We start from the raw sequence: 20,259 nt of genomic DNA on the forward strand, positions 1-20,259 counted from the left end.
GCCATGAAAAAATACATCTTAATCATTCTCATACTGCTTTCGCCACTGACAGCGTTTTTGCAGGCTGATAACTTAACATCCCCTTTAATTTCAATAGTACCACGCCCGACACAGATTGTGCCGGGTAGTGGTAACTTCACCTTTTCAGCCCAAACGGTGTTTGCGGTAGAAAGTCAGGAACAAGCCGTGATTGCTCGCAATTTTATTGACTTGTTTACTCGTGCTGCCGGAATAACTCCTGCTTTGAATGTCGGGCGTGAAGAGGGACAAGTCCGTTTTGTGACGGATTCTTCTTTAAAAAGTGAAGCCTACTTACTGGAGATTACGCCGGAACAGATACTCATTAAAGCTTCGGATACAAAAGGCTTTTTCTATGCCCTGCAATCTATCCGCCAACTTCTGCCGGCTGCCATAGAATCGGAACAACCGGTCCGGAATGTCGATTGGAGAGTTCCGGCAATGACGGTTCAGGATGAACCCCGTTTCGGTTTCCGCGGATTACTGTTGGATCCGGTACGTTGTTTTATCCCTAAAAAGAATGTACTGCGAATCATTGACTGTATGGCGATGCTGAAAATAAACAAACTTCATTTTCATCTGACAGACGATAACGGCTGGCGGATTGAAATAAAGAAATACCCCCGTTTGACGGAAATAGGAGCGTGGAGAGTAGACCGTACAGATGTGCCTTTCCACTCACGTCGCAACCCGGAACGGGGAGAACCTACTCCGATAGGCGGTTTCTACACGCAGGAGGACATCCGGGAAATTGTAGCTTATGCAGCCGACAGACAGATAGAAGTCATTCCCGAAATAGATGTACCGGCACACAGTAACTCTGCTCTGGCTGCTTATCCCCAGCTTGCCTGTCCGGTTGTGAAAGACTTTGTCGGTGTACTTCCCGGACTGGGAGGACGAAATTCCGAGATTATCTACTGTGCGGGAAATGATAGCGTATTTACATTCTTGCAAGATGTTTTTGACGAAATTCTAGAGCTTTTCCCTTCTCGCTATATTCATGTTGGTGGAGATGAGGCGCGAAAGACAAACTGGGAGAAATGCCCGCTTTGCCAAAAACGGATGAAAAAACAGCGTTTGGCCAATGAAGAAGATTTGCAGGGTTACTTCATGAAACGTATCAGTGATTATCTGCGTAAGAAAGGTCGTGAAGTGATTGGCTGGGATGAGTTGACAAACAGCTCTTTTCTTCCTGAAGAATCTATTATCCTAGGCTGGCAGGGAATGGGTACGGCTGCTCTGAAAGCTGCCGAAAAGGGACATCGTTTTATCATGACTCCGGCGCGTGTCTTATACTTGATTCGTTATCAGGGACCGCAATGGTTTGAACCGGTAACCTATTTTGGCAACAATACCCTGAAAGATGTTTTCGATTACGAACCTGTACAGAAGGATTGGAAACCGGAATATGAGTCTTTGTTAATGGGAGTACAGGCTTGTATGTGGACAGAGTTCTGTAATAAGCCAGAAGATGTGGATTATCTTTTGTTCCCCCGCTTGGCCGCTTTAGCAGAAGTGGCATGGACGCCCGCAGGAACGAAGGACTGGTCTGGATTCTTGAAGCGGATGGATGCATACAACGCGCATATTGCGGAAAAAGGAATTGTCTATGCCCGCTCAATGTATAACATACAACAGACGGTGACACCAGTGGACGGACATCTGGAAGTGAATTTGGAATGTATCCGCCCGGATGTAGAGATTCATTATACACTGAACGGAAGTAATCCGGCTATGTCTTCTCATCGTTACGACGGACCTATCCGTGTGACGAAGACGCAAATGGTGAAAGCCGCTACCTTTATGAACGGCAAGCAAATGGGAGAAACTTTAGAGTTGCAACTCACATGGAACAAAGCTACGGCAAAACCTTTGCTTGGCAATAAGAAGAACGAAATGTTATTAGTCAACGGATTGCGGGGAAGCCTGAAATATACTGATTTTGAATGGTGTAACTGGAATCAAAATGATTCTATATCTTTCACGATAGATTTGCAGGGGCGGGAGATTTTGAATAAATTTACCATCGGTTGCATTACGAATTATGGAATGGGAGCACATAAACCGAAGATGATTCGCGTAGAAGTTTCCGATGACAATCGAACCTACCATACTATGGGAGAATTGAACTTCTCTCCGAAAGAAATCTATCTGGAAGGAACTTTTAGAAATGACTATTCGATAGATATGGGCGGAGTATCTGCTCGTTATGTCCGAGTGACGGCGGAAGGTGCGGGGATATGTCCCGACGAGCATGTCCGTCCCGGTCAGGAAGCGAGAGTCTATTTTGATGAAGTGATTATAGAATAGTAATCAAATAGTTAAAAACAGCAATTAAGTGCTCTTGCAGAATAATCTTATATTATTAGAGACGGATTACACGAATTTCACGGTTTTTAGAATGATGAGTATATAAAATAATAGCGTCAATCAGCTTAATCTGTGCCTAATTTATTATATAAACCAATTATGATGACATGCTTATGAATATTAGCTTAAAGAAACGAACTCTTTTAGTTCTATTGTCAGGACTGACTGCTACTTTCACTTTAGCGCAGCAACAACCGTTGCCCGAATGGCAAAGCCAGTATGCGGTGGGACTGAACAAACTCGCTCCTCACACATACGTATGGCCTTACGCCAACGCTTCCGACATTGAAAAGCCGGGAGGGTATGAACAGTCTCCTTTTTATATGAGTCTCAATGGAAAGTGGAAATTCCATTGGGTGAAGAATCTCGATAATCGTCCGAAGGACTTTTACCAACCTTCTTATTATACAGGAGGATGGGCGGATATCAATGTGCCCGGTAACTGGGAACGCCAGGGGTATGGCACGGCTATCTATGTCAACGAAACGTATGAGTTTGATGATAAAATGTTCAACTTCAAGAAGAATCCGCCGCTGGTGCCTTATGCAGAGAATGAAGTCGGCTCCTACCGACGTACCTTCAAAGTGCCTGCCGACTGGAAAGGACGCAGGGTAGTACTGTGTTGTGAAGGAGTCATTTCTTTCTATTATGTATGGGTGAATGGAAAATTACTTGGCTATAATCAGGGATCAAAGACGGCTGCCGAATGGGATATTACAGATGTCCTCAATGAAGGCGAAAATGTGGTTGCTTTGGAAGTGTATCGCTGGAGTTCGGGTGCTTATCTGGAATGTCAGGATATGTGGCGTTTGAGTGGTATCGAACGTGACGTGTATCTTTACAGTACTCCCAAACAGTACATTGCGGATTATAAACTGAATGCTTCTTTAGAAAAAGAGAAATACAAAGATGGTATTTTCGGACTTGAAGTGACCGTAGAGGGACATTCTGCTATATCTGGAGCTACTTCTATTGCTTATACCCTGAAAGACGCCGATGGTAAAGCTGTCCTGCAGGGTGCTATCCGGATAAAATCCCGCGGATTGAGCAATTTTATCACGTTTGATGAAAAGAATATTCCCGATGTAAAGGCTTGGAGTGCAGAGCATCCTCATCTTTACACATTAATACTCGAACTGAAGGATGAACAAGGCAAGGTAACCGAACTGACTGGTTGTGAAGTCGGCTTCCGTACCTCGGAAATCAAAGACGGACGTTTCTGCATCAACGGCGTTCCGGTATTGGTGAAGGGAACCAACCGACACGAGCATTCTCAACTGGGACGTACCGTGAGCAAGGAGCTGATGGAACTGGACATCAAACTGATGAAGCAGCACAATATCAACATGGTGCGTAACTCGCATTATCCTACACATCCTTACTGGTATCAACTTTGCGACCGTTACGGTTTGTACATGATTGATGAGGCAAACATCGAATCTCACGGAATGGGATATGGTCCTGCTTCCCTAGCCAAGGATAGTACCTGGCTGACTGCACACATGGATCGCACTCACCGGATGTATGAACGTTCTAAGAATCACCCGGCTATCGTTATCTGGTCATTGGGAAATGAAGCAGGAAACGGAATTAACTTCGAACGTACTTATGACTGGCTGAAATCGGTGGAGAAAACTCGCCCTGTACAGTATGAACGTGCCGAATTGAACTATAATACGGATATTTACTGTCGTATGTACCGCAGTGTAGACGATATCAAAGCATACGTAAAAGAGAAAGACATCTACCGCCCTTTCATTCTTTGTGAATATCTTCATGCGATGGGCAACAGTTGCGGCGGACTGAAAGAATACTGGGACGTATTTGAAAACAATCCGATGGCACAAGGTGGCTGCGTTTGGGACTGGGTGGATCAGTCATTCCGCGAAATAGACAAGAATGGTAAATGGTACTGGACGTATGGCGGTGATTACGGACCGGAAGGAATTCCAAGTTTCGGAAACTTCTGCTGTAACGGTTTGGTGGGCGCCAACCGTGAACCGCACCCGCATTTGCTCGAAGTAAAGAAAGTATATCAGAACATAAAAGTAACGCTGGCGAATCAGAAGAATCTGACTATCCGTGTCAAGAACTGGTATGATTTCTCTAACTTGAATGAGTATGTACTGAACTGGAATGTGACGGCAGATAATGGCAAGATTTTGGCGGAAGGTACAAAAACGGTTGATTGTGCACCGCACGCTACTGTTGATGTTACTTTGGGTGCTGTAAAACTTCCGAATACAGTCCGTGAGGCTTATTTGAATATCAGCTGGACCCGTCGTGAAGCTTCTTCAATGATAGATAAGGATTGGGAGGTGGCATACGACCAGTTTGTATTTGCCGGTAATAAGAACTACACAGGCTACCGTCCGCAAAAAGCAGGTGAAACGACTTTCACCGTTGATAAGCAAACAGGCGCGCTGACTTCATTGAACCTGAACGGCAAAGAATTATTGGCTACTCCGCTGACATTGAGCCTTTACCGCCCGGCAACGGATAATGACAACCGGGATAAGAACGGCGCACGCTTGTGGCGTGATGCGGGATTGGATTGTCTGACCCAGAAAGTAGTGTCATTGAGGGAAAGTAAGACTTCGACCACTGCCCGTGTAGAAATTCTAAATGCAAAAACGCAAAGGGTAGGAATTGCTGACTTTGTTTATTCACTGGATAGAAACGGTGCACTGAAAGTACATACAACTTTCCAACCCGACACGACCATCGTGAAATCAATGGCACGCCTGGGATTGACGTTCCGTGTGTCGAACGCCTACGATCAGGTTTCTTACTTGGGACGTGGAGATAATGAAACCTATATTGACCGCAATCAGTCCGGTAAAATCGGTGTATATCAGACCACACCGGAACGGATGTTCCACTATTATGTTGCTCCGCAATCTACAGGCAACCGCACCGATGTACGTTGGGTGAAGTTGGCAGATACTTCCGGCGAAGGTATCTTTGTTGAGTCGGATCGTGCTTTCCAGTTTAGTATCATTCCTTTCTCGGATGTATTATTAGAGAAGGCCCGCCATATCAATGAACTGGAACGCGATGGATTGTTGACAGTGCATCTGGATGCTGAACAGGCAGGTGTGGGAACGGCTACTTGTGGTCCCGGAGTATTACCGCAATACTTGGTTCCATTAAAGAAACAGAGTTTTGAATTTACCCTTTATCCGGTGAAATAGATACTAAATCAATAGGTTATTTAGATTATATATAAAGGTGGGGGTTACACTGATTGGATGGAATGTCGTAAGAAAATATTCCATGAGGATCGTGAAATCTGCACCTTTATTTTATCTTTGTACGATTGCAATAATTAATAGACCATGAATAAACTACTAACCTCTCTTTTATTGTCTGTTACTCTCATGAGTGGAGCGCAGGCGCAGAAAAAAGAAAATTACTATGTGAAGCATGTTGAATTTCCTCAAAGTGCAACTATCGAACAGAAGGTTGATATGGCAGCGCGTCTGGTACCTACTCCACAGCAATACGCTTGGCAACAAATGGAATTAACAGCTTTCCTTCATTTTGGTATCAACACCTTTACCGGACGTGAATGGGGGGACGGGAAAGAAGATCCCGCGCTCTTTAATCCTTCGGAACTGGATGCTGAACAATGGGTACGTACCCTCAAGGAAGCCGGCTTTAAAATGGTGCTTCTGACTGCAAAACATCACGACGGTTTCTGCCTTTGGCCAACGGCTACTACCAAACATTCCGTGGCCTCTTCTCCCTGGAAAAACGGACAAGGCGATGTAGTGAAAGAACTTCGTGCTGCCTGTGACAAATATGATATGAAGTTCGGAGTATATCTTTCTCCCTGGGACCGGAATGCGGAATGTTATGGAGACTCTCCCCGTTACAATGATTTTTTTATTCGGCAATTGACGGAATTGCTCACCAATTATGGTGAAGTACATGAAGTCTGGTTCGACGGGGCGAATGGAGAAGGTCCGAACGGAAAGAAGCAAGTGTATGACTGGGACGCTTTTTACCAAACCATCCAACGCCTCCAACCCAAAGCTGTGATGGCAATTATGGGGGATGATGTCCGCTGGGTCGGAAACGAGAAAGGAGTAGGCCGTGAAACGGAATGGAACGCAACTGTGTTGACTCCCGGTATATATGCCCGTTCACAAGAGAACAACAAACGTTTGGGTGTTTTCAGTAAAGCAGAGGATTTGGGAAGTCGTAAGATATTGGAGAAAGCTACGGAATTATTCTGGTATCCTTCGGAAGTCGACGTATCTATCCGTCCGGGATGGTTCTATCATGCGGAGGAAGATGGTAAAGTGAAATCTTTGAAGCATTTATCAGATATTTATTTCCAGTCGGTAGGATATAATTCAGTGCTCCTGTTGAATATTCCACCTGACCGGAGGGGACTGATTCATGAAGCTGATATCAAGCGGTTGAAAGAGTTTGCTGATTATCGGCAACAAACGTTTGCTGACAACCGGGTGAAAAACGGAAGAAAATACTGGAGCACTACTTCGGGCGGTGAGGCTGTCTATGCCTTGAAGTCCAAATCGGAAATCAATCTGGTCATGTTGCAGGAAGATATAACGAAAGGGCAGAGGGTAGAGGCTTTTACTGTGGAAGCCTTGACGGATAATGGCTGGAAAGAAGTAGGAAAAGGTACGACGATAGGATATAAACGTATGTTGCGCTTTCCGGCAGTTAATGCCAATAAGCTCCGGGTGAGAATAGACGAGTGCCGGTTGACTGCTTACGTTAGTCAGGTTGCCGCTTATTATGCAGAACCTTTGCAGGAAGAAACAACGAAAGAAGACTGGAATAATTTGCCGCGTTCCGGATGGAAACAGGTTGCTGCTTCTCCATTAACGATTGATTTGGGGAAGACGGTAACATTGAGCAGTTTCACGTACGCGCCTTCAAAAGCGGAGGCAAAGCCGACGATGGCATTCCGTTATCAATTCTTTGTAAGCATGGATGGTAAGAGCTGGAAAGAAGTGCCTGCCAGTGGAGAGTTCAGCAATATTATGCATAATCCGTTGCCACAGACGGTTGCTTTCAGTCAGAAAGTACAGGCACGTTTCATTAAACTGGAGGCCACTACACCTGATGCTACCGTTGCTAAAGTAAATATGAATGAAATAGGGGTGATGGTGATTCCCTGATGGAGCCCTCATCGAAAAATGATATGCTTAGAGAGTAGCAGTGGAGACCGGTGTCTTGATTCTTGATAAATCGGATACTAGTCTCTTTTTTTCTAAACCAAATGAATATTTTACTGTTATTTATAAAAAAAGACAGAAGTTATGTTAGTAGTAGATTTAGGAAAATGGATGAATAAAACCCTCATTAATTGGGGAATAGATCCGGCTGTTGCCGATCGTTTTGATGAGACTATTATGGCTTTACTGATGATAGTGGTTGCTATCGTTTTGAATTATCTTTGCCAGGCAATTCTTATTGGAGGTATGAAACAGTATACGAGACGTAAACCTCATCAATGGAATACATTGTTGATGAAGCGTAGGGTATTTCATAATTTGATTCATACCATCCCGGCTTTTCTGGTTTATTCGTTGTTGCCGATGGCTTTTATCCGTGGAAAAGAGCTGTTGCTGATTTCCCAGAAGGCGTGCGTCATTTATATTATTTTCTCTTTACTATTGGCTATAAATGGGATTCTGTTGATGATAATGGATATCTATGACGGAAGAGAGTCGATGAAAGACCGCCCGATGAAAGGTTTTATCCAAGTGTTGCAGGTGCTTCTTTTCTTTGTTGGCGGGATTGTAATCATTGCTATTATCGTGAATAAGTCTCCGGCTACTTTGTTTGCGGGCTTGGGCGCTTCAGCGGCTATTTTAATGTTAGTATTCAAAGATTCCATATTAGGTTTTGTGGCGGGTATCCAGCTTTCTGCCAACGATATGGTTCGTCCGGGGGACTGGGTGACGCTTCCTTCCGGTGACGCAAATGGCATTGTACAGGAAATAACGCTGAATACAGTCAAGATCCAGAATTTTGATAATACCATTTCCACTATTCCTCCTTATACATTAGTGAGCAGTCCTTTTCAGAATTGGCGGGGAATGACACAGTCGGGAGGACGACGGGTGATGAAGAGTATAACTTTGGATTTGACTACACTTCAATTCTGTACTCCGGAAATGTTGGACCGTTACCGGAAAGAAATTCCATTAATGGCGGATTATCAGCCGGAAGAAGGAGTCGTTCCTACCAATTCTCAAGTGTACAGGGTATATATTGAACGCTATTTGTGTAGTCTGCCTGTGGTCAATCAGGAGTTGGATTTGATTATCAGTCAGAAAGAAGCTACGATGTACGGAGTACCTATTCAGGTTTATTTCTTCTCCCGCAATAAGGTCTGGAAAGAATACGAGCGTATTCAGTCGGATATCTTCGACCATTTGCTGGCAATGGTTCCGAAGTTCGATTTGAAGGTTTATCAGTATTCGGACTAATTCATCATTTGCATCATAGAGGACATGGAGAAATAGAAGTTCGGAACTCTTGTTTGATAATTTAATTTATGAAGCTATGATGAGGCGTTATATTTCTCAAGTATTCTCACTACGATGAGAATAGTCTCTTGTCAGAGTATGCTGTAGCGGCGTTTGTACTTCTCTGATAATGGTTGACTATCTTTATTTGTAATAACCTGATAATATTGGCTACTATCGTTTGCCATAATTAATATACAATCAATTCAAAGTCTGTGTAGATAGGAAGATGGTCACTGATGCCTCCTTGATATTTCATTCCCTTATAAGTGCGGAAAGGTTCTTTGTCACCATATTTTTCGTCGTCTTTCAGTAAAAAAGGGAGAAGGCATACATTTGCTTTTTCTTCGCTAGTGAAAAAGTGATTTGATTGATTTAATAGCGTGCCTGATACAATCAAGTGGTCGAGTAATCCCCATTCACCACGAAATTTGTAAGAACCGAAGTTTTTTGATTTTGCTTTTCGGGCAAGTAGATGATATAGTTTTAGTGAGGAGGGGGTAACTGTTGAGGCGTTGGCGGAGTCGGTTGTTGAAGCTAGGTCATTGGTTTTAACAGGAGGCGCTTCGGCTTTCAGTATTTTCAGAATGGACTGATTCGTCGGGTAATCGTTGAAATCCCCCATGATAATGGCTTGCGGATGAGAACGAATATTCATAATGCTATCGACTTCCGTACGCAGTATGTGAGCTACATATAAACGATAAGGTTCCGATTCTTTGGCTCCACCCGAACGGCTGGGGAAGTGGCAGACAAATACGTCGAGTGTATCTCCCGCCAGTAGAAGCCCGCTGACGTGTAGCAAATCTCTTGTCGGACGGTGCTGCTTAAACGGAGGAATGGAGATGGAACGGGAAGATAATAGTTTGAATAGATCCCGTTGATAAAGCAAGGCTACGTCAATTCCTCTTAAATCAGGGGAGTTGGTCATTACATAACGATAGCTGAGCTCTTTTAAAGGAGAACGACGGGTAAGGTCACGAAGCACTGTATCATTTTCTACTTCACATAATCCAACTAATGCGGGAGGATTCCATTCGCCAATAGCAGTAATTACACGGGCAACATCAGCCAGTTTTTTCTTATATCTGCTATAATTCCAATGACGTATCGCATCGGGAAGATATTCATGATCGTTCTTCAGACTGTCGTGGTGTGTGTCGAACAGGTTTTCTATGTTCCAACTTACAACACGGAAAGAGATTCTTTCTTGTTGAGAGGAGGCTTGTCTGCCGTGAACCTCTTGTGCAATGATATTGGAAGGAGCGAGGAAACTTACACCTGATAAAATCATAGTAAAAAAGAGTACGATAACAGCTATTCTTTTTTGACTGTTACCATACTCTTCTTTATGTTGACTTATTTGCCCGCTACTTCTTGGCAGGTACATGTGCCAGGATGTCCAACAGGTGTTTCCAGAACTTTTCTACAGTAGGAATAAGCATTCGTTCGTCAGGAGAATGAACACCTGTCAGTGTCGGTCCGAAAGAGATCATATCCAGCGTTGGATATTTATCAAGGAACAGACCACATTCCAATCCTGCATGGATGGCTTTAACTTTCGCATCTACACCAAATAAGCGTTTGTATGATTCAACTGCTACTTCGAGGATGGCCGAATGTGGATTCGGTTTCCATCCCGGATAACCTTCACCGAACGTAACATTAGCTCCTGCCAGTTGGAATACGGCGCGAACCGTGTTCGCCATATCGTTGCGTGCGGACAGTATAGAACTTCGCTGACTGGTTTCAATACGGATGATATGATTCGGTTTCATCTTGACAGATGCCAGATTGGTAGACGTTTCCACCAGTCCGGGAATATCCTGGCTCATAGCATATACACCGTGAGGAGCTGCATACAGAGCTTTTAATAAGCGGGTAGTGGTATCCTGGTCGATAGCTATCTTACGGGGAGCTTCCGATTCGAGTACCAACTTTAAGTCAGGCTCTACAACGGATAATTCGTCTTCCATTTCGCTGGTGAAAATATTCAGTTCGGTGCGGACATCATGCTTGGCGTCTTCGGGAACAGCACAGATGGCATAAGCCTCGCGGGGAATAGCGTTACGCAGATTACCTCCGTTGATTTCACAAAGGTACAGATCATGTCTGCCAGCCATGCGTGAAAGAAAACGGTTCAGTATTTTGTTGGCATTGCCCCGTCCCAAATGAATGTCACCACCGGAGTGACCGCCTTTCAAACCTTTCACTTCCACCTTGAAGAAGAAATATCCGGCGGGAACTTCTACCTCTTTATACGTAAATTCTGCAACGGAGTCAATACCTCCGGCACATCCGATAAAGATTTCTCCTTCATCTTCCGAATCAAGGTTCAGAAGGATGTCACCGCTCATAAAACCTTCTTGTAGGGCAAAAGCTCCGGTAAGCCCCGTTTCTTCGTCTACAGTAAACAGACATTCCAGCGGGCCGTGCTCAATGCTGTCGTCAGCCAGGATAGCCAGCTCGGTAGCTACACCGATACCGTTGTCGGCTCCGAGGGTTGTGCCTTTGGCTTTCAGCCATTCACCGTCAATTTCAGTTTCGATGGGATCGGTGAGGAAGTCATGTTGAACATCGTTATTCTTTTCGCACACCATGTCGATATGCGATTGCAGAACGACGGTTTGAAGATTTTCTTTTCCCGGAGTAGCGGGCTTTTTAATCAATACATTACCGGCTTCGTCCACCTTGGTTTCGAGATTATGTTTTGCTCCGAATGCCTTCAGGTAGGCAATCATTTTCTCTTCCTTCTTCGAAGGGCGTGGCACTTGGCAGATTTCTTCGAAATACTTGAATACGCCAGCCGGCTTTAAGTCTTTTTTTTCCATGCTGTTTCTATTTTATAATAGGAATAGAAGGGTTGTTTTCGCTTCTTCTATTGCTAAATATGGTTAATTTGATTGACTTATCTGAACTCATATCTCATTAAAGCCTATCTTTGCACTCACAAAATTAATAGAAATGGTTGAGACTATACTGATAACTTTGTTAATAGTTGCTATTTCCCTGGTATTATTAGGGGTGAAAGTATTCTTTACGAAGGGTGGGAAATTCCCGAATGGTCACGTGAGTGGGAATAAAGCGTTGCGTCAGAAAGGAATCGGATGCGCACAGTCGCAAGATCGCGAAGCACAAAAGAAGCCGCGTTTTTCTATTAACGAGTTGGAAAAAGCCTTGAACGATAGTATGAATTAAATTTATTAAAAACAATACTTATTAATTATGAATAGAATGAACTACCTCATGAACGGTTTGGCTGCTCTTGCGTTTATCGTTTTATTTTCACAATGTGCTGGCAAAACTGACAATCAAACTACCAATGCTCCGGCTCAGGCTAATGCCGAACTGTCAGGAATGAAAATTGCCTATGTTGAAATAGATACGCTGCTTGCCAAATACAATTTCTGTATTGACTTGAATGAGGCGATGGTAAAGAAGAGCGAAAACGTTCGTATGACATTGAATCAGAAGGCTACCTCTTTGAACAAGGAAAAGCAAGATTTTCAGAAGAAAGTTGAAAACAATGCTTTCCTGTCACAAGATAGAGCGCAGCAAGAGTACAACCGTCTGGTGAAGTTGGAACAAGATTTGCAAGAGTTGAGCAACAAACTTCAGAATGGTTTGATGGAAGAGAACAACAAGAATAGCTTGCAGTTCCGCGATTCTATCAACGCTTTCCTGAAAGAATATAATAAGACTCACGGATATAGCCTGATCTTCAGCAACACTGGTTTCGATAACCTGCTTTATGCTGACAGCACTTTCAATATTACAAAAGAAATTGTTGACGGGTTGAATGCAAGATATTCACCTGTGAAGAAATAAATGATATAAAACTGTTCCGTTCTTTATAAAAGGACGAAACATTATCGAATTAAAAAAAGTGATGCCTGTTCAAGACTGAAAAGCTATGAACGGGCTTTTTTTATGACCTTTCTTTTTCTTCTTCCTGTGGAATACGGAAAGCGGTGTAAAGTTCGAGGATGGCAGCAACTGTGAGGCAGGCAATCCATTCATTGCCTCGTGTGGTAAACATAAAGGCTCCGGTCAGGATAAGTGCCAGTGCGCCGAATATCTGCTGAACACGCAGGCGTTTCAATGTTTTGCTCTTTCCTTTGACGGGTGTGTTCACTTGTGCCAATGCGATACATCCGGCTCCAACAGTATATATGTAAGGAGCGTATATCCATCCGGTAATAAACACAGCTGCTCCGGTGAGAGCCATTATGGCGCCTGCGGTGAAAAGGGCGGGTACTAATTGTTTCATTCTTTAATCTTCAAAAACGTAAATATCTTCGTTGGGTTTCTTCATCAGATACTTTTCACGGGCGATCTGTTCGATGGCGTCCGGATTGGTACTTATTTCGTTGAGACGTTTGGTGTTCTCTTCGTAATCTGCCCGGTACTTTTCTATCTCTTCTTTCAACTGGCTGATTTCCCGTTCATATCCGAAACGACGAACCAGGCTGTTCTCGTCCAGAAAGCCAATGATAACAGCAAATGCAACGACCGTAATGAGGTACTTGCGTCTGCATATGAAACTCCAGATACTGATTAGTTTACCCATAATTTCTCCTTTTAATATCTGCAAAGATAAAACTAATAACTTAAAAACTTATCGCTTCGGCTTCAAAACTTCTCTCTTTATCCCTTATTACTTATCACTTTTTTTGTGTACATTTGCAGAATAAGCGAAATTTCAAAAACAGAGAGAATCCCGGATATGGAAAACTATATTGTTTCAGCCCGTAAATACCGTCCGTCCACGTTCGAATCGGTGGTGGGGCAGCGGGCGTTGACTACTACGCTGAAAAATGCAATTGCTACCCAAAAACTGGCTCATGCTTATTTGTTTTGCGGACCGCGCGGGGTAGGAAAAACGACTTGCGCGCGTATCTTTGCCAAAACCATTAATTGTATGACGCCTACCGCTGACGGAGAGGCTTGCAATCAGTGTGAGTCATGTGTAGCTTTCAACGAACAGCGGTCATATAATATTCACGAACTCGATGCTGCTTCTAATAACTCGGTGGATGACATTCGCCAGTTGGTGGAGCAAGTGCGTATCCCGCCACAGATTGGTAAGTATAAGGTATATATCATCGACGAGGTGCACATGCTCTCGGCATCTGCTTTCAATGCGTTCCTAAAAACGCTGGAAGAACCTCCCCGTCATGCGATTTTTATTCTGGCTACGACGGAGAAGCATAAGATTCTTCCTACCATTCTTTCACGTTGTCAGATTTATGACTTTAACCGGATAAGCGTGGAAGATACGGTGAATCATCTGTCGTATGTTGCTTCGAAAGAAGGAATCACGGCAGAGCCGGAAGCGCTGAACGTGATAGCCATGAAGGCGGACGGTGGTATGCGTGATGCATTGTCTATCTTCGATCAGGTGGTTAGTTTCACCGGAGGAAATATCACCTATAAGAGTGTGATTGATAATCTGAACGTACTTGATTATGAATATTATTTCCGTCTGACGGATTGCTTCCTCGAAAACAAGGTGAGCGACGCATTGTTGCTTTTCAATGATATATTGAATAAAGGTTTTGACGGAAGTCACTTTATTACCGGATTGTCGTCTCATTTCCGTGACTTGTTGGTCGGGAAAGACCCGGTGACATTGCCTTTACTGGAAGTGGGAGCGAGCATACGCCAACGTTATCAGGAACAGGCGCAGAAATGTCCGTTACCTTTCTTGTACCGGGCTATGAAGCTGTGTAATGAGTGCGATTTGAATTACCGCATCAGCAAAAATAAGCGTTTGCTGGTAGAACTGACCTTGATACAGGTTGCACAGCTTACCACCGAGGGGGATGACGTGAGTGGTGGGCGTGGCCCTAAGAAGACTATAAAACCCGTATTCACTCAGCCTGCCGCAGCACAGCAGCCGCAGGTAGCTTCTGCCACTCAGGTTCAGCAGGCTCCAGTTCATTCGTCTCCGTCTTCAGTTACAACACAGGCTGCTAATGGCACTACTGCCCAGCATCCGCAGGCTTCTGCGGCTGTGCAACCGGGAGCACCGGCTTCTCCTGGTGCGGCTTCGTCTGCTCCGTCACAAGGAGCGGGAGTTGCTCAGACTGCCAAGGAAGAACGAAAAATTCCCGTGATGAAGATGTCCAGCTTGGGGGTATCTATCAAGAATCCGCAGCGTGACCAAGTATCGCAGAATGCGACTACAATTTATGTTCCTAAGGTGCAACAACCGGAAGAGGATTTTATGTTCAATGACCGGGATTTGAATTATTATTGGCAGGAGTATGCCGGCCAGTTGCCGAAAGAACAGGATGCTCTTGCAAAACGTATGCAGATGCTCCGTCCGGCGTTGCTTAACAACTCAACGACTTTTGAAGTGGTGGTTGATAATGAGTTTGCTGCAAAGGATTTTACAGCTTTGATTCCCGAATTGCAGGATTATCTTCGCGGCAGACTGAAGAACAGTAAAGTGATGATGACAGTGCGGGTAAGTGAGGCAACAGAAACAGTACGTCCTGTGGGACGTGTCGAGAAATTCCAGATGATGGCTCAAAAGAATCAGGCATTGATGCAACTGAAAGATGAGTTCGGGCTGGAATTATATTAATGTACTTAGGGATATTCAGTAAATGTTCCTCTTTCTAAAAAATCAAGAGAAAAGCTTTGCTTTACGTGAGCTTTTCTCTTGATTTTTTCGTTCAACTCTCCCAGTCTTCTATCTTTTTTGTACAATATTGTTTACATATTCTTGTTTTTTCCTTCCCACCCTTGCATTATGTACATGTCTTTTTTAGGGGAAGTTAAAACCTCTCCTGTTTTTCCTGTTATTTTAGTCAGATTATGCTGCCTTTCTTTTTTTCTTTTCGACCTTTTCTATCATACATACCGCATTGGCTGTATGTATCCCAAAGAAAATCCAAAGTACTTCCGTTTTCCTGTTTCTAGCTTTTATCCTGGCCAGTGAGTAATGTTGTTTCTGCGTTCCAAAACTTCCTTCCAGGCGGGTAGCTCTTTCACGGCTGAGTTCCGACCGTAAGATTTTCCGAAGCGGCTCATCTTTGGCAGCTCTGCCCTTACGCTTAAAGGAAGTACTTATATGATATTTTGTACAAAATTTCCGGTTGGCATTATTGGCATAGATTGAATCCGCCGCAAGCGCCTTAACCCTGACCCCGGTCAGTTGTTGTTGCAGATGAATACAGTCTTTCAAACGTACTCCTTCGTTAAAAGCCTTAAAGGAGATATGTTCTATAAAGGAGATTCCGTCTATCTGTATATTGTTGACTTTGGCTCCGAATTCAACGGATTTGGTTTCCTTGCCTCTGATAATGGGACGAAGGTAATGCCGGTCGATACTCACGATACGGTTGGACACTTTTTTGCCTGCAAATAAATTTTTCCCTTGCTCAAGGACTGTCTGTATGACCGAGAAACGTCTTTGGTAATCAGAGGATAGTGTAAGCCTGTTCCTGTAGGATGAATGAAGCTGCTCCAGCTGGTCAAGTAACTTTTCCAATAACTGAAGTAACCTTCGTGTAATCATACGAGTCTGTGATTTCTTGCGTTTACGCAGTTTGCTATAAGCAAGATAGGCACGGCGTACATCAAGATACTTGTTACGGGGACGTTGTATGTGCAAGGTCTGGCAATGTTTGCACAGATGACGATGAAGCCATACAATACCTTCCCATAAGAGTTTGGTATCAGTAGGAAAGCGCAGATGACTTTCATAACAGGTGGCATCGGTCATACAGACATGAAGGTTCTCAAGATAAGGTTTCCAATGCTCGGCAAGAATGAGCTGGAGGGACTCAATATCAAGGCGATCCGCTAGTTCCTGACGAATTGCACTGACGATTTTAGGATTGGTCAGTGGATGAAGCGGATCAATCTGAATACCACAAAATAACTGGTAATGAATATTACCGTTTAAATGCTCAATCAGTTGTGCATCGGAAAAGTTGGTATAGGACTTCAAGACCATCAAGGCTATTTTACCTTCGGGAGAAAAATAACTTTTACGCCCCAAAGGAGAGGACTTCAAATGCATTTGTCGGGCCAGTTCCGAGAAAGGGAACAGAGAATGGAGTCGACCTAATTCACTCGTTGCAAAACTTTGACGATATTTTTTAAGCATATCGAACTCGGTAAAACCTAAACAAGGTTCGATTTCTGAGATTTTTTGTATCTTTACCATGTGTTTTTATTTTTAATTCCCCCCGTTTTGGCCGTCAAACCGTTTTTGGGGGGGAATGCTTAAAGATACAAAAAAGGCAACTAACTCGCAATGAATTAGTTGCCTTAAATTTTATTATTTTAGGAATATCCCTACTTACTTCTATCAGATTACCATCCGGATCTCTGAAATAAATACTCCGGATGGCACCCTGCGCACCTCGACGCTGGACTATACCGACTTCTATTTCTATTCCTTTGGATTCTACTTCGACTTTTATTTCCTCTATGTTTCCTTCTGTCAGTAGACAGATGTCCGCACTTCCGAAAGCAGGATGCTTAGCAGCAGGAAGGAACTGTGCTTTTCCTACGTGAAGATTGATTTTCTGATTACCGAACTTGACGGCAAAGCGTTGGTTGCTTGTATCGGCTTCCATTCCCAGGACTTCTGTGTAGAAATGTAGGCTTTTATCTATATCGGACACCGGTATGACGATATGGTCGATATTCTTGATTTTCATATCAATGTAGGCGTTGATTCATGCGGTCTTCATATCCGTCTGAAGGTTTTCTTCCCGGCATGACAATCCACAAGATAATATATATAATCACTCCGGCGAAAGCAGTGAAGAATGTAGCCAATATATATACTATTCTCAATAAAGTAGCATCCCATCCGAAATATTCGGCTATTCCGGCACATACACCTGCAATCATTCGATTGGAAGAGCGGGTTAATTTCTTTTCATTTTCCATGATATACTATGTTCTTTTAATGCAAATGCTACACAAATATAGAGAATATATTTGGTTTATGGGTTAAACGGAAAGATTTATGTATTATTTGTTAGCATTTTAACTTACTTAATTGGGGGTCAACAATAGACCAACAACAAGGAATATTAGGTAGGATTTAGCATGATTTGCTCTCTAAGATGCCTATTTCCTGAAAGCAGAAAACCCTCATAAGTATTTAACTTACAAGGGTTTTTGTTGGGTGGAAGACCGGACTCGAACCGGCGACATTCAGAACCACAATCTGACGCTCTAACCAACTGAACTACATCCACCATGTTTGCGTTTCTCTAACGCGGTGCAAAGATAGATATTATCTTCTAATTTCCAAAAGATTCTGCTATTTTTTTTCGAAAAAAGTATATTCTTTTATTCCCCGATTGTGCTTGCTGAAAAGGGTTCGCGCATCATTTACAAAGATTTTCAGAGAGTTACGTGCTTGTAAAGGAATTGAATCAATCGGCAAATTGACTGGGAGCAATTGATGATTTTTTTTTCCTGATTGAATGGGACGGGCTGTCCATACCAAACTATAATCACAATTATTGAGGCGGACAGTGCTGTCTTTTACTAATTCCATTCTTACCATCAGTCCTCCGTCAGTGCGGCGGGCGGACATATTGGAAATATAATTTCCCAGCGAATAGACTACGAGATGTTTGTCATTCGTCAGGCTGTCTGTGCGAACTTCGATGGGCTGAACTACGTGAGGATGGGAGCCGATGATATGGTTTACTCCTTTTTCAATCAGCCAGTCGGCGAGGAATTTTTGCTCTTTGTCCGGGAGTGACTGGTATTCGATTCCCCAATGCATACAAGCTATGATGGCATCCGGCTTCATTGCTTTACTCTCTTCAATATCTTTGGCGATGATGGCTGTATCGATATAGTTCACGATATTAGGAGGGGTAACGGGGATGCCGTTTGTTCCATACGTGTAGTTGAGCAGGGCGATGCGGAATCCGTTCTTTTCTAATAAAAGAGGATATTTCTTTTCGCGTTCATCAGCGTTGATATACGTGCCTGCGTGTGGAACCTTTAAAGAGTCTATTAATTGAATGGTTCTCTCCAGTCCGGATTTACCACGATCGAGACTGTGGTTGTTGGCAGTCACTAAAACATTGAAACCTGCATCGTGAATTGCGGTCAGAAATTCGTCCGGCGCGCTGAAAGCAGGATAACCTTTGTAAGGTTTGCCTCCTAATGTCACTTCCAGGTTGGCGATGGAGAGGTCGGCTTTCTTTATTTCTTCTTTGACATACGCAAAGCATGTGGAGTAATCATAGCCGGTTGATGTTCGTGCAGCGTTGATTTGTCCCTGATGTTGCATGAGGTCACCTACGAAAAGGAGGCGTAGGGTGTCGGTGGGGAAGATGCTGTCGGAAAGGCTGTCCGACAGGGTGTCAATGATAGAATCTCTCTTTGCCTGCGACCGGGAGGTGCAGGACAAAGAGAGAAGCAAAATCATCAGAAACAGGGTATGTCTCATTGATAAATAGCTTTCTTACCAGCTAAGAGTGTATTTTTCATTAACGATACAATCGTCATTGGTCCAACACCGCCCGGTACGGGAGTGATGAATGAGCATTTCGGTGCAACTTCGTCAAACTTCACGTCGCCGGTCAGTTTAAAACCTGATTTCTTGGTTGCATCCGGCACACGGGTAGTACCTACGTCAATAACTGCCGCGCCTTCTTTCACCATTTCGGCTTTTACAAAGTTCGGTTGTCCCAAAGCAGCGATAATAATATCAGCTTCCTGACATTCTTTTACCAGGTCTCTGCTACGGCTGTGGCATACGGTTACTGTGGCATCGCCCGGATAGGCTTTCTGCATCATCAGGGCAGCCATCGGTTTGCCGACAATATTGCTGCGTCCGAGTACGACGCACTTTTTTCCGGAAGTTTCTATGTTATAACGTTTCAACAATTCGAGGATGCCGTTGGGAGTAGCGGATACATAACACGGAAGCCCGATGGACATACGGCCTACGTTGATCGGATGGAAACCGTCTACGTCTTTACGGTAATCAATTGTTTCGATTACTTTCTGTTCGGAGATATGCTTGGGTAAGGGAAGTTGTACGATAAAGCCGTCCACGTCGTTGTCTTCGTTTAGTTCACGTACTTTGGCAAGCAGTTCTTCTTCGGTCACGTCACTTTCATAACGGATGAGGGAAGACTTGAATCCACATACTTCACAGGCTTTTACTTTGGCAGCTACATAAGTCTCGCTACCACCATCGTGTCCTACAAGAATAGCGGCCAGGTGCGGGCGTTTTTCGCCATGAGCCACCATTTCGGCTACTTCGGCTGCAATCTCTTGTTTTACTTGTTCGGAAATTGCTTTTCCGTCTATCAGAGTCATATTTTCAGAGTATTTATTGGTGATGGACAAAAGTAAA

15 protein-coding genes, 1 tRNA gene and 1 pseudogene are annotated in these 20,259 nt (G+C 43.7%); 7 read left to right on the forward strand and 10 right to left on the reverse strand.

What is annotated here, in order from left to right; translation table 11 throughout:
• The first annotated feature begins 3 nt into the window (after positions 1-3).
• From KSX81_RS18635 to KSX81_RS18650, 4 genes are all read left to right on the forward strand, one after another.
• Complete coding sequence (locus KSX81_RS18635) at positions 4-2,328, forward strand: glycoside hydrolase family 20 protein (protein WP_217725745.1); 2,325 nt, start codon at positions 4-6, stop codon at positions 2,326-2,328.
• Between the two features lie 167 nt (positions 2,329-2,495).
• On the forward strand, positions 2,496-5,582 hold the full coding sequence (locus tag KSX81_RS18640; RefSeq protein ID WP_217725744.1) for a glycoside hydrolase family 2 TIM barrel-domain containing protein: 3,087 nt from the start codon (positions 2,496-2,498) through the stop codon (positions 5,580-5,582).
• Between the two features lie 144 nt (positions 5,583-5,726).
• A complete protein-coding gene (locus KSX81_RS18645; RefSeq protein ID WP_004304358.1) occupies positions 5,727-7,544 on the forward strand; it encodes an alpha-L-fucosidase in 1,818 nt (605 codons plus the stop codon).
• A 141-nt stretch (positions 7,545-7,685) separates the two neighbouring features.
• A complete protein-coding gene (locus KSX81_RS18650) occupies positions 7,686-8,861 on the forward strand; it encodes a mechanosensitive ion channel family protein (RefSeq protein WP_004311434.1) in 1,176 nt (391 codons plus the stop codon).
• A gap of 229 nt (positions 8,862-9,090) precedes the next feature.
• Here the strand turns inward: KSX81_RS18650 and KSX81_RS18655 are convergent, their stop codons facing one another.
• Entirely contained in the window at positions 9,091-10,290 is a 1,200-nt protein-coding gene (locus KSX81_RS18655) for an endonuclease (protein WP_004300807.1), read from the reverse strand.
• Positions 10,271-11,731 (reverse strand): aminoacyl-histidine dipeptidase, encoded by a 1,461-nt coding sequence (locus KSX81_RS18660; protein ID WP_004300806.1) that lies wholly within the window; start codon positions 11,729-11,731, stop codon positions 10,271-10,273. The genes KSX81_RS18655 and KSX81_RS18660 overlap by 20 nt, the downstream gene beginning before the upstream one ends.
• A 133-nt stretch (positions 11,732-11,864) precedes the next feature.
• On the opposite strand from KSX81_RS18660, the gene KSX81_RS18665 reads away from it, so the two are divergent.
• Positions 11,865-12,098: a hypothetical protein gene (locus tag KSX81_RS18665; protein WP_004300805.1), complete on the forward strand. Its 234-nt coding sequence runs from the start codon at positions 11,865-11,867 to the stop codon at positions 12,096-12,098.
• Positions 12,099-12,125: 27 nt separating this feature from the next.
• On the forward strand, positions 12,126-12,728 hold the full coding sequence (locus KSX81_RS18670) for an OmpH family outer membrane protein (RefSeq protein WP_004300804.1): 603 nt from the start codon (positions 12,126-12,128) through the stop codon (positions 12,726-12,728).
• A 100-nt stretch (positions 12,729-12,828) separates the two neighbouring features.
• Here the strand turns inward: KSX81_RS18670 and KSX81_RS18675 are convergent, their stop codons facing one another.
• The gene (locus KSX81_RS18675) at positions 12,829-13,170 is read right to left on the reverse strand and encodes a hypothetical protein (protein WP_004300803.1); all 342 of its coding nucleotides are present in this window, start codon (positions 13,168-13,170) and stop codon (positions 12,829-12,831) included.
• Between the two features lie 3 nt (positions 13,171-13,173).
• On the reverse strand, positions 13,174-13,470 hold the full coding sequence (locus tag KSX81_RS18680; protein ID WP_004300802.1) for an FtsB family cell division protein: 297 nt from the start codon (positions 13,468-13,470) through the stop codon (positions 13,174-13,176).
• A 156-nt stretch (positions 13,471-13,626) separates the two neighbouring features.
• On the opposite strand from KSX81_RS18680, the gene KSX81_RS18685 reads away from it, so the two are divergent.
• Positions 13,627-15,492 (forward strand): DNA polymerase III subunit gamma/tau, encoded by a 1,866-nt coding sequence (locus KSX81_RS18685; protein WP_217725743.1) that lies wholly within the window; start codon positions 13,627-13,629, stop codon positions 15,490-15,492.
• 231 nt (positions 15,493-15,723) lie between these two features.
• Here the strand turns inward: KSX81_RS18685 and KSX81_RS18690 are convergent, their stop codons facing one another.
• The 6 genes and pseudogenes from KSX81_RS18690 to folD form a co-directional block, all read right to left on the reverse strand.
• Positions 15,724-17,082, reverse strand: a complete 1,359-nt coding sequence (locus tag KSX81_RS18690) for a transposase (protein ID WP_217726205.1) — start codon at positions 17,080-17,082, stop codon at positions 15,724-15,726.
• Positions 17,083-17,215: 133 nt separating this feature from the next.
• Positions 17,216-17,581 (reverse strand): annotated as a pseudogene (locus tag KSX81_RS18695) (VOC family protein); the annotation flags it as partial.
• 1 nt (position 17,582) lies between these two features.
• A complete protein-coding gene (locus KSX81_RS18700) occupies positions 17,583-17,816 on the reverse strand; it encodes a PspC domain-containing protein (RefSeq protein WP_004300799.1) in 234 nt (77 codons plus the stop codon).
• Between the two features lie 239 nt (positions 17,817-18,055).
• Positions 18,056-18,131, reverse strand: a tRNA-His gene (locus KSX81_RS18705).
• Between the two features lie 64 nt (positions 18,132-18,195).
• Positions 18,196-19,344, reverse strand: a complete 1,149-nt coding sequence (locus KSX81_RS18710) for a CapA family protein (RefSeq protein ID WP_004300798.1) — start codon at positions 19,342-19,344, stop codon at positions 18,196-18,198.
• Positions 19,341-20,222: a bifunctional methylenetetrahydrofolate dehydrogenase/methenyltetrahydrofolate cyclohydrolase FolD gene (folD, locus tag KSX81_RS18715; protein ID WP_004321461.1), complete on the reverse strand. Its 882-nt coding sequence runs from the start codon at positions 20,220-20,222 to the stop codon at positions 19,341-19,343. The genes KSX81_RS18710 and folD overlap by 4 nt, the downstream gene beginning before the upstream one ends.
• Positions 20,223-20,259 lie beyond the last annotated feature (37 nt).

The sequence above is a fragment of the Bacteroides sp. MSK.18.37 genome, assembly GCF_019129155.2.
In the GTDB taxonomy this organism is placed as follows: Bacteria; Bacteroidota; Bacteroidia; order Bacteroidales; family Bacteroidaceae; genus Bacteroides; species Bacteroides ovatus.